The organism is Reyranella sp. (assembly GCF_050185545.1).
In the GTDB taxonomy this organism is placed as follows: domain Bacteria; phylum Pseudomonadota; class Alphaproteobacteria; order Reyranellales; family Reyranellaceae; genus Reyranella.
Genome location: NZ_JBFWZI010000243.1, coordinates 1 through 9153 on the forward strand (window position 1 = coordinate 1; position 9153 = coordinate 9153).

A 9153-nucleotide genomic window follows, 5' to 3' on the forward strand; every position below is an offset into this window, starting at 1 on the left:
GACCGGTGACCTGCCGATCGGCAAGCGCGGCGTTCAACGAGCCGTCGTCGTTGTGGTTGGGAATGTTCTTGATGACGTCGATGGTTTCGACCTCGACCGCGGCCCACTGTCCCGCGGTGGGTTGGGTAACGTCGTAGACCTTGATCAGGCCATCCTGCTGGCTGACATACAGGCGGTCGTCGGGACCGAACTGCAAGGACGTTGGATTGGCAACACCGCTGATGACTTGCTGGCTCTGGAACGCGACAGGCATGCTTCTATCCTCGAGTCATCGACTCGCAAGCAACCCCCCGCTCGCCCAACCTGGTGAGATCGACGCCTCGCGGCCGCCGTTCGTTCAGTGCGTCTCAAGCTGCTCGTGCAACACCGCTCACCGTGGGCAAATGCAAGCTCATCGGTTGTTGGAATGGTCTGGAAGTACCCCGGACCGTAGCGATCGCGGCCGGTGCAAGACAGTGATCAAGCTGTGAACCAGCGGCTCATGGTCGGGAGCGCGCCACTAGCGCGCCACGCCAGTGGCGCTCATGCGGACCGCGGGCGTCTCGCCCGCGGTCCGCATGAGCGCTTGGGCCAATCGCTGCAACAGGCACGAGCTCGTGTGGCTGTTCCAGCCGAACGGAATGTGCTCTAGAAAACCCGCGGTCCGGACGGCGGATCAATCGCGGGGGATCCGTTGCTGAGCCAACGACTCGAGCACAGGCAGGTCTACGCCGGCGCGGTCGGCAACGTCCTCGAATGGTACGATTTCGCCGTCTATGGCTTTCTGGCGCCGCTGATCGGCAAGGTATTCTTCCCCTCCGACGATCCCGTCGCCTCGCTGCTGGCGGCTTACGGCGCGATGGCCGCAGGCTACTTCTCTCGCCCGCTCGGCAGCGTGCTGTTCGGCCATCTCGGCGATCGCATCGGCCGCAAGCCCGCCCTGATGCTGTCGATGATGCTGATGGGCGCCGCCACGCTCGGCATCGCCGTGCTGCCGGGCCATGCCGAGATCGGCGCCGCTGCCGCCGTGCTGCTGCTGGTGATGCGCGGCATCCAGGGCATCTCGGTGGCCGGCGAGTACGGCACCTCGGCGGTGCTGCTGGTCGAACGCGCGCCGGCCGATCGCCGCGGCCTGGTCGGCGGCTGGGTGATGGCGGCGTGCAATCTCGGGTTCCTGACGGGATCGGCCGTCGGCGCCCTGGTCAGCACGCTGCTCGGCGAGGCGGCGATGGCAGCGTGGGGCTGGCGCATCCCCTTCTTCCTCGGTGCGCTGATCGCCGTCCACGTCCTGCTGATGCGGCGCAGCCTGGAGGACTCGCCGCTGCCGCGGGACGGGACAGCGTCGCTGCCCGTCCTCGAGGCGCTCAGCCATCACTACCGGACGATCGGCATGATCGTCTGCCTGGTGCTGCCGGTCGCCGTCACCTTCTACATGTGCTTCGTCTACGCCTCGTCGTACCTGGTCGAGCGGATGCATTTCTCGACCGCCCAGGCGCTCGACATCACCACGCTGGCGCTGGTGCTGCAGGTCGTCGTCGCGCCGTGGGCCGGACACCTGGCCGACCGCTACGGCCGGCGCCCGCTGATGCTGTTCGTCACCATCGCTAGCCTGCTCGCCACCTGGCCGCTGTGGTGGGCGATGCACCAGCCGAGCCTGGCCTGGGTCGTCTTCGCGCAGCTCTGCTTCGCCCTGCTGAACGGCATCGGCTGGTCGCTCACTGTGCCGATCATGGTCGAGTTGGTGCCGGCGCGCGTCCGCGTCAGCGCGAGCGGCATTGCCTTCAATCTCTGCCTCGGCCTGTTCGGTGGCACGGCGCCCTGGGTCGCCACCTGGCTGGTCACGCGCACCGCCGACGATTTTGCGCCGGCCTGGTACATCATGGCGACCGCGTTCCTCGCCTTTCTGGCGACGCTGCGCATGCCGGAGATGGCGGGGCGGCCCTTGAGTCGGTGAAGGCTCATTGCTGGGAGCGCGCCACTCCGATGGCGCTCATGCGGACCGCGGGCGTCCCGCCCGCTCATGATTCTTGAGCGGGCGGGACGCCCGCGGTCCAGAAGAGCACGAGCGCCATCGGAGTGGCGCGCTCCCAGCAATGAGCCTACGCCAAGAAATCCTTCGTCCAGCGCGTGTAGTCGGCGTCGCGGGTGACGCGCTTCATCAACTCGGCGTCGGCGATGCCGGTGAGCTTGCCGGGGGGCGTGCCGTCACGCAGCGCCTTCAGCGTGTCGTGGAAGGCCTTGACCGCGGCGGCGAACGGCTGATGCCCCTGCAGGGCGATGCGCACGCGCCGCGCGGCGAGATAGTCGCGATCGGTGAGCTCGCCCGAAACGCCGCCCAGGATCAGCGGCAGGCGGGTCGCGGCGGAGAGCGCGTCGAGCTCGGCCCGCGTGCGGACACCGACGAAGAACAGTGCGTCGACGCCGGCCTGCTCGTAGGCCTGGCCGCGCGCGATCGCATCGTCGAGCCCGCTGATGGTGATGGCGCTGGTGCGGCCGGCGATTGCGAGCGCCGGATCCTGCCGCCCGGCGAGGGCCGCCTTCATCTTGCCGATGCCTTCGGCGATCGGCACCAAGCGCGGCTTGGTGGTGCCGAACGGCGTCGGCAGGTCGGTGTCCTCGAGGCTGAGGCCGCCGACGCCCGCCGTCTCCAGTTCCTCGACCGTGCGCTTGGCGTTCAGCGCATTGCCGTAGCCGTGATCGGCATCGACCATCAGGGGCAGGTTGCCGGCGCGGTTGATGCGATAGGCCTGGCCGGCGAACTCCGACAGGGTGAGCACGATCAGGTCGGGCGCACCCAGCACGGTGAGCGATGCCGTCGAGCCCGCGAACATGCCGACCTCGAAGCCGAGATCCTCGGCGATGCGGGCGGAGATCGGATCGAACACCGAGCCGGGATGGATGCAGCGCTCGCCCGCGAGAATCGCTCGGAAGCGCCGGCGGCGGTCGGTCCAGTTCATGACGGTGTCTCCCCTCGAGGTCCATTCCAAGGGCGCCGTTCTAGCAGCTCAAGGCGCGGCGCTCATGCTCTTCCGGACTGCGGGCGTCCCGCCCGCTCATCACTCATGCGTCTCCCGACCGCGAGCTTCACGCTTGCTCGAGCCCATGAGCGGGCGGGACGCCCGCGGTCCACATGACCATGACCCCTCCGCCGGCGTAAGACGCGACGGACGGGTCATGCACTTCCGGACCGCGGGCGTCCCGCCCGCTCATCACTCATGCGTCTCCCGACCGCGAGCTTCGCCCTTGCTCGAGCCCATGAGCGGGCGAGACGCCCGCGGTCCACATGACCATGACCCCTCCGCCGGCGTAAGACGCGACGGACGGGTCATGGCTCTTTCGGACCGCGGGCGTCCCGCCCGCTCATCACTCATGTGTCTCCCGACCGCGAGCTTCGCGCTTGCTCGAGCCCATGAGCGGGCGGGACGCCCGCGGTCTGGAAGAGCTTGAAAGCTGCAATGCAGCGGCCGTTTCGACGGGCAAACCGGCGGCCGGCAAACGCTTGGCGACCTCACGGGCTGGGGCGTAGCCTTTTTGGCGCGGGCGCCATGCGTGCGCCGCTGCTGGTTCGCGACGGCCGGCGTGGTCTATTGTTTCCGCGGCCTCGAGACCCGGGGCAAAGCGAACGAGCAGAACGATCGCGAGCCAGGCGCCGTGCGCGCCTGACGGCCGCGCCAAGGGAGTGGCAGATCTTGGATACGACAAACCCGTCTTCCGCCGACCTCGCCGGTGATCCGGTCCTGATCGCGCGCGCCGAGGCGCTGCGGCCCACGGTGGAAGCCCTCTCCGACGAGATCGAGGACGGCCGGCGGCTGCCGGCGGCGCTGCTCGACAAGCTGCACGAGGCGGAGCTGTTCCGCCTGCTGCTGCCGCGCTCGGCCAACGGGATCGAGACCGATCCCGTCACTTTCTTCCGCTGCATCGAGACGATCGCCCGCGCCGACGCCAGCACCGCCTGGTGCCTGAGCCAGGCCGGCGGCTGCGCCATGTCGGCGGCCTACCTCGACCCGCCGGTGGCGCAGGCGATCTTCGGCGACGATCCGCGCGCCGTGCTGGCCTGGGGTCCGGGCCCGCGGGTCCGCGCAATCGCCTGCGAGGGCGGCTATCGGGTAACCGGCACGTGGGCGTTCGCCTCGGGCGGCCGCCACGCCACCTGGCTCGGCGCGCACTGCCCGATCTGGCGGGCCGACGGCAGCACGCCCGAGCTCGATGCCGAAGGCCGGCAGGTCGAACGCACCTTCCTGGTGCGCAGCGACGAGGTCGAATGGACCGACATCTGGAACGTCGTCGGCCTGCGCGGCACGGCGAGCGACCAGTTCGCCCTCACCGACCATTTCGTGCCGGCCGCCCATTCGATCACCCGCGACTTCGAGCGCGAATGCCGCGAGAGCGGCCCGCTCTACCGCATGTCGGCGATGACCTGCTACGAGGTCGGCTTCTCCGGCGTGGCGCTGGGCATCGCCCGCGGCGCGCTCGACAGCTTCGTCGACGTGGCGAAGAACAAGATCCCGCGCGGCAAGAGGAACCCGATCCGCGACAACGCCGTGGTGCAGACCCAGCTCGCCCAGGCCGAGGTCGGCATCGGCTCGGCGCGCGCCTTCCTGCTGCAGACGGTGGCCGGGATCTGGCGTGACATCTCGGGCGGCGGCAAGCTTTCCATGGAGCAGCGGCTCGCCATCCGAATGGCCTCGACCAACGCCATCCACCAGGCGCGCGAGGCGGTCGATTTCGCCTACAACGCCGCCGGTGCGACGGCGATCTTCGAGAGCCATCCGCTGGAGCGCCGCTTCCGCGACATTCACACCGTCACGCAGCAGCTCCAGGGACGGCTGTCCCATTTCGAGACCGTCGGCGCCTGGATGATGGGCGCCGAGGCCGACCTCACCTTCGTCTGATCGTACGGGAGACGCGTCATGCCGCTCGGCGTCCTGCAGCACTACACCATCGAGCCCTCCAACCTGGAGCGCACCAAGGACTTCTATTGCGACGTCCTGGGACTCGAGAACGGCGATCGCCCGCCGCTCGGCTTCCCGGGCTACTGGCTCTATTCCGGCGGCGTGCCCACAGTGCACCTGCTGGGGCCGCGCGAGCCGCGCGAGGGCATCACGGTGCGTGGCACCCGGAAGAAGTTCAAGGACACCGGCCGTTTCGATCACATCGCCTTTGCCGCGACCGACCTCGCCGGCGTGCGCCAGCGGCTGCAGCAGCACGACGTCAAGTTCCGCGAGAACATCGTGCCGCGCACCGGCGCCGGCCAGATCTTCCTGCACGACCCCGACGGGGTCGGCGTCGAGCTGAACTTTCCGCCCGAGGAAGTCCAGAAAGCGGCGCAGGCGTAAGTGCTGGTCTCTCTCGAGATCGAGCGCGTCGAGCCGCTGGCCGACGGCGCTCCCTTCGGCGCGGTCGGCGCCTACGAGCGCGTAGTCGGCAAGGCCAAAGGCGAGGTCGATCCCGCCGCGCCCGGCAACAGGGGCATCGCCCTGATCGACAAGGCGCCGCGCAACGCCAGCGGCAAGGTGGAGTACACCACCGACATCTTCATCCTGCGCCCCAAGGATTTTTCGCGCGGCAATGGCCGAATCCTCTACGAGGTCAACAACCGCGGCCGCAAGATGCTGTTCGGCTACATCGCCGACGGCCCACAGGGCGTTAACGATCCGAAGACCATGGCCGACGTCGGCAACGGCTTTCCGCTGCGCCAGGGGTACACCATCGTGTGGTCGGGCTGGGACCCCGACGCGCCGCGCGCCAACATGGGGCTCGGTCTCACGGCGCCGGTCGCGACCGACAGCGGCCGGCCGATCGTCCAGAAGGTGCGTGACGAGTTCGTCTCGGGCACGCGCGGCGGTGCGCTGGAAACCTTCAAGCTCTCCTGCGAGGCGGCGAGCCTCGAGCAGCCGCGGGCGCGGCTGACGATGCGCGAACGCGCCGGCGACGAGCCGCGCGAGCTGCCGCTGAACCAGTGGTCGTTCGTCGATGCGCGCTCGATCAAGTTGCGAGACGGCAGCAAGCCCAGGCCGGGCTGGATCTACGAGTTCCACTACGAGGCCACGAACCCCAAGGTGCTTGGGCTGGGCTTCGCCGCGACGCGCGACGTCGTGAGCTGGCTGCGCTACGACGCGGCGGCGCTGGCGGTCACCGGCGGGCCGATCAGCCACGCGCTGGCCATCGGCTTCTCGCAGGCGGGCCGCTACCTGCGCAATCACATCTCCGAAGGCTTCAATCGCGACGAGCAGGGTCGCAAGGTCTTCGACGGCATCCATTCGCACATCGCCGGTGTCGGCCGCATCTTCTTCAACACGCCGTTCGGCCAGCCGGCACGCACCGGTACGCAGCACGAGGATCATTTCTTTCCCGAAAACGCGTTTCCGTTCTCGACGGCCATGCAGAGCGATCCGCTGACGGGGAAGAGCGGCTCGCTGTTCCGCGGCGACGGCAGCGATCCCAAGCTGATCGAAACCAATACTTCGACCGAGTACTGGCAGAAGGGTGCCTCGCTGCTGCACACCGATCCGCTCGGCACGACCGACGTGACGCTGCCCGACCATTCGCGCGTCTACATGATCGCGGGAACGCAGCACGGCGGCCGCGCCGGAGCGACGACCGACGCCGGTCCCAACGTCAATCCGCGCAATCCGCACAACCCCATGCCAGCGGTGCGCGCCCTGCTGATGGCGCTCGACGCCTGGGTGGTCTCGGGGCAAGCGCCGCCGGCGAGTCGCGTGCCGACGCTGGCCGACGGCACCCTGGTCGAGGCCGACAGGACCGGCTTCCCAGCCGTGCCGGGTGCCGCGGTGGTCAAGGTCACCAACCAGGTGGCGCCACCCGGTGACTGGGTCAACCCCACGCCGCCGGCCAAGGCCTATCGCACCCTGGTGTGCAAGGTGGATGCGGACGGCAACGAGGCGGCCGGCATTCGCCTGCCCGACATCGCCGTGCCGCTCGCCACCTACACCGGCTGGAACGAGTACAAGCCGCCCTATCCCGCCGGCGAACTGGCCGACCGCGACGGCAGCTGCCTGCCCTTTGCCGTCGACGCGGCGGCGCGCCAGGCCGCGGGCGATCCGCGGCCCGCGATCGCCGAGCGCTACAAGAGCGGCGCCGACTACCAGGCGAGGGTCGAGGCGGTGGTGGCGTCGCTGCTCGCCGACCGCCTGCTGCTGCCCGAGGACGCCGAGCGCTACCGCGAACGCGCCGCCAAGGAGCCGCGGGTGGCGCCGTGAGAAGATCGCATTCTCATTCTCCTCCCCCGTCATCGGGGGAGGTGCCCCGTCATACGGGGCGGAGGGGTCATGAATCATGCGGACCGCGGGCGTCCCGCCCGCTCATGATGAAGAGCGGGCGAGACGCCCGCGGTCCAGAAGACCATGACCGCTCCGCCTGCCTGCGCGAAGCCGAAGCGGCTTCGCTTCGGCGAAGGCAGGTCGCCGCAATACGGCGACACCTCCCCAGATTCGCTGGGGAGGAGTGACTAACGGAGGACCTATGCCCAAACTCGATCGCGACGGAGTCGGGATCCACTACGAGATCCACGGCAATACCGGCCCGGTGCTGCTGCTGAGCCACGGCTACAGCTCGACGGCGCGCATGTGGGATGGCCAGATCGCCGCCCTGAAGGATCGCTACCGGGTGATCGTGTGGGACATGCGCGGCCACGGCGAGTCCGACTACCCGGCCGACCAGGGCCGCTACTCCGAGGCGCTCACCGTCGGCGACATGAAGGCGCTGATCGACCTCGCCGGCGCCCACAAGGCGATCATCGCCGGCCTGTCGCTGGGCGGCTACATGTCGCTCGCCTTCGCCGCCAGCCATCCGGAGCGGGTCAGCGCGCTGATGCTGTTCGACACCGGCCCGGGCTTCAAGAAGGACGAGGCGCGCGCCAAGTGGAACGAGACTGCGAAGCAGCGCGCGGCCAACCTCGAGGCCAAGGGGTTGGCGGCGCTCAATTCATCCGACGAGGTCAAGCTGACGCGCCATCGCGACGCCTCGGGCCTCGCCCGCGCCGCCCGCGGCATGCTGGCCCAGGACAACGACCGGGTGATCCAGTCGCTCGACAAGGTCGCCGTGCCGACGCTGGTACTGGTCGGCGCCAACGACACCAACTTCCTGGCCGCCACGGATTACATGGCGGCGAAGATCAAGGGAGCGACCAAGGTGGTCATTCCCGACGCCGGCCACGCGGCCAACCTGCATCAGCCGGCGCTGTTCAACAAGGCGGTCGAGGCGTTCCTCGCCAAGCTGCCGGCAGCCTGAGGAGGGAAAGATGGGCAAGCGGATTGCGGTCGTCGGCGTCGGCGCGCTGGGCGGATATGTCGGCGGCTGGCTCGCCCATACGGGCGAGGACGTCACCCTGATCGACTTCTGGCCGGAGAACATCGAGACCATCCGCAAGAACGGGCTGGAGCTCGACGGCGTCACGCCGGAGGAGAAGATCACGGTCAGGAACGCCAAGACCATGCATCTCACCGAGATGCAGGACCTGTCGCGCCAGAAGCCGATCGACATCGCCTTCGTGTCGATGAAGTCCTACGACACCGAATGGGCGACGGCGCTGATCAAGCAGTATCTGGCGCCCGACGGCTTCGTGGTGTCGCTGCAGAACTGCCTGAACGAGGAGCGCATCGCGGGCGTCGTCGGCTGGGGCAAGACGGTGGGCATGGTGGCCTCGCTGATCTCGGTCGACATGTTCGAGCCCGCCCGCATCCGCCGCACCGTCGCCAAGGGCGGCGACAGGCACACGGTGTTCCGGGTCGGCGAGGTGCACGGCCGCATCACCAGCCGCGTCGAGGAGCTGCGCGACATGGTGGGCCGCATCGACAGCGCCAAGACCACGACCAATTTGTGGGGCGAGCGCTGGTCCAAGCTCTGCCAGAACGGCATGAAGAACGGCGTGTCCGCGGCCACCGGCCTCACGGGCAGCGATTGCGACCGCAACGACGCCATCCGCCGTTTCTCGATCAAGCTCGGCGGCGAGGCGGTGCGGGTCGGCCAGGCGCTGGGCTACCACATCGAGAAGATCGGCAAGCTGGAGCCGGAGAAGCTCGCCAGGGCGTCGGAGGGCGACACGGCGGCGCTCGACGAGATCGAGGCGATCATGCGCCCGGGCTCCAACATCAACCCCAACCCGCGCGCCGACATCCAGCGCCCGTCGATGGCCCAGGACATCCGCAAGGGCCG

Annotated in this window: 8 protein-coding genes; 6 read left to right on the top strand and 2 right to left on the bottom strand. The window is 68.9% G+C overall.

Going from position 1 to position 9153, the window contains the following annotated elements; translation table 11 throughout:
* Positions 1 to 253 (bottom strand): hypothetical protein (locus tag AB7O82_RS34525; RefSeq protein ID WP_428621479.1); only part of this gene is annotated, 253 nt, incomplete at its 3' end.
* Between the two features lie 420 nt (positions 254 to 673).
* Between AB7O82_RS34525 and AB7O82_RS34530 the strand changes: the two genes are divergently transcribed.
* A complete protein-coding gene (locus tag AB7O82_RS34530; protein ID WP_428621480.1) occupies positions 674 to 1933 on the top strand; it encodes an MFS transporter in 1260 nt (419 codons plus the stop codon).
* A gap of 145 nt (positions 1934 to 2078) precedes the next feature.
* Here the strand turns inward: AB7O82_RS34530 and AB7O82_RS34535 are convergent, their stop codons facing one another.
* Positions 2079 to 2936, bottom strand: coding sequence for an isocitrate lyase/PEP mutase family protein (locus AB7O82_RS34535; protein WP_428621481.1), 858 nt, complete (start codon positions 2934 to 2936; stop codon positions 2079 to 2081).
* A gap of 732 nt (positions 2937 to 3668) precedes the next feature.
* Here AB7O82_RS34535 and AB7O82_RS34540 point away from each other — a divergent pair.
* From AB7O82_RS34540 to AB7O82_RS34560, 5 genes are all read left to right on the top strand, one after another.
* Positions 3669 to 4871 (top strand): acyl-CoA dehydrogenase family protein, encoded by a 1203-nt coding sequence (locus AB7O82_RS34540; RefSeq protein ID WP_428553945.1) that lies wholly within the window; start codon positions 3669 to 3671, stop codon positions 4869 to 4871.
* An 18-nt stretch (positions 4872 to 4889) separates the two neighbouring features.
* A complete protein-coding gene (locus AB7O82_RS34545) occupies positions 4890 to 5315 on the top strand; it encodes a VOC family protein (RefSeq protein WP_428553947.1) in 426 nt (141 codons plus the stop codon).
* Positions 5316 to 7199, top strand: a complete 1884-nt coding sequence (locus AB7O82_RS34550) for an alpha/beta hydrolase domain-containing protein (protein ID WP_428553949.1) — start codon at positions 5316 to 5318, stop codon at positions 7197 to 7199.
* 262 nt (positions 7200 to 7461) lie between these two features.
* The gene (locus tag AB7O82_RS34555) at positions 7462 to 8229 is read left to right on the top strand and encodes an alpha/beta fold hydrolase (RefSeq protein ID WP_428553952.1); all 768 of its coding nucleotides are present in this window, start codon (positions 7462 to 7464) and stop codon (positions 8227 to 8229) included.
* 10 nt (positions 8230 to 8239) lie between these two features.
* Positions 8240 to 9153: ketopantoate reductase family protein (locus AB7O82_RS34560; protein WP_428621483.1), on the top strand; the 914-nt coding region annotated here is incomplete at its 3' end.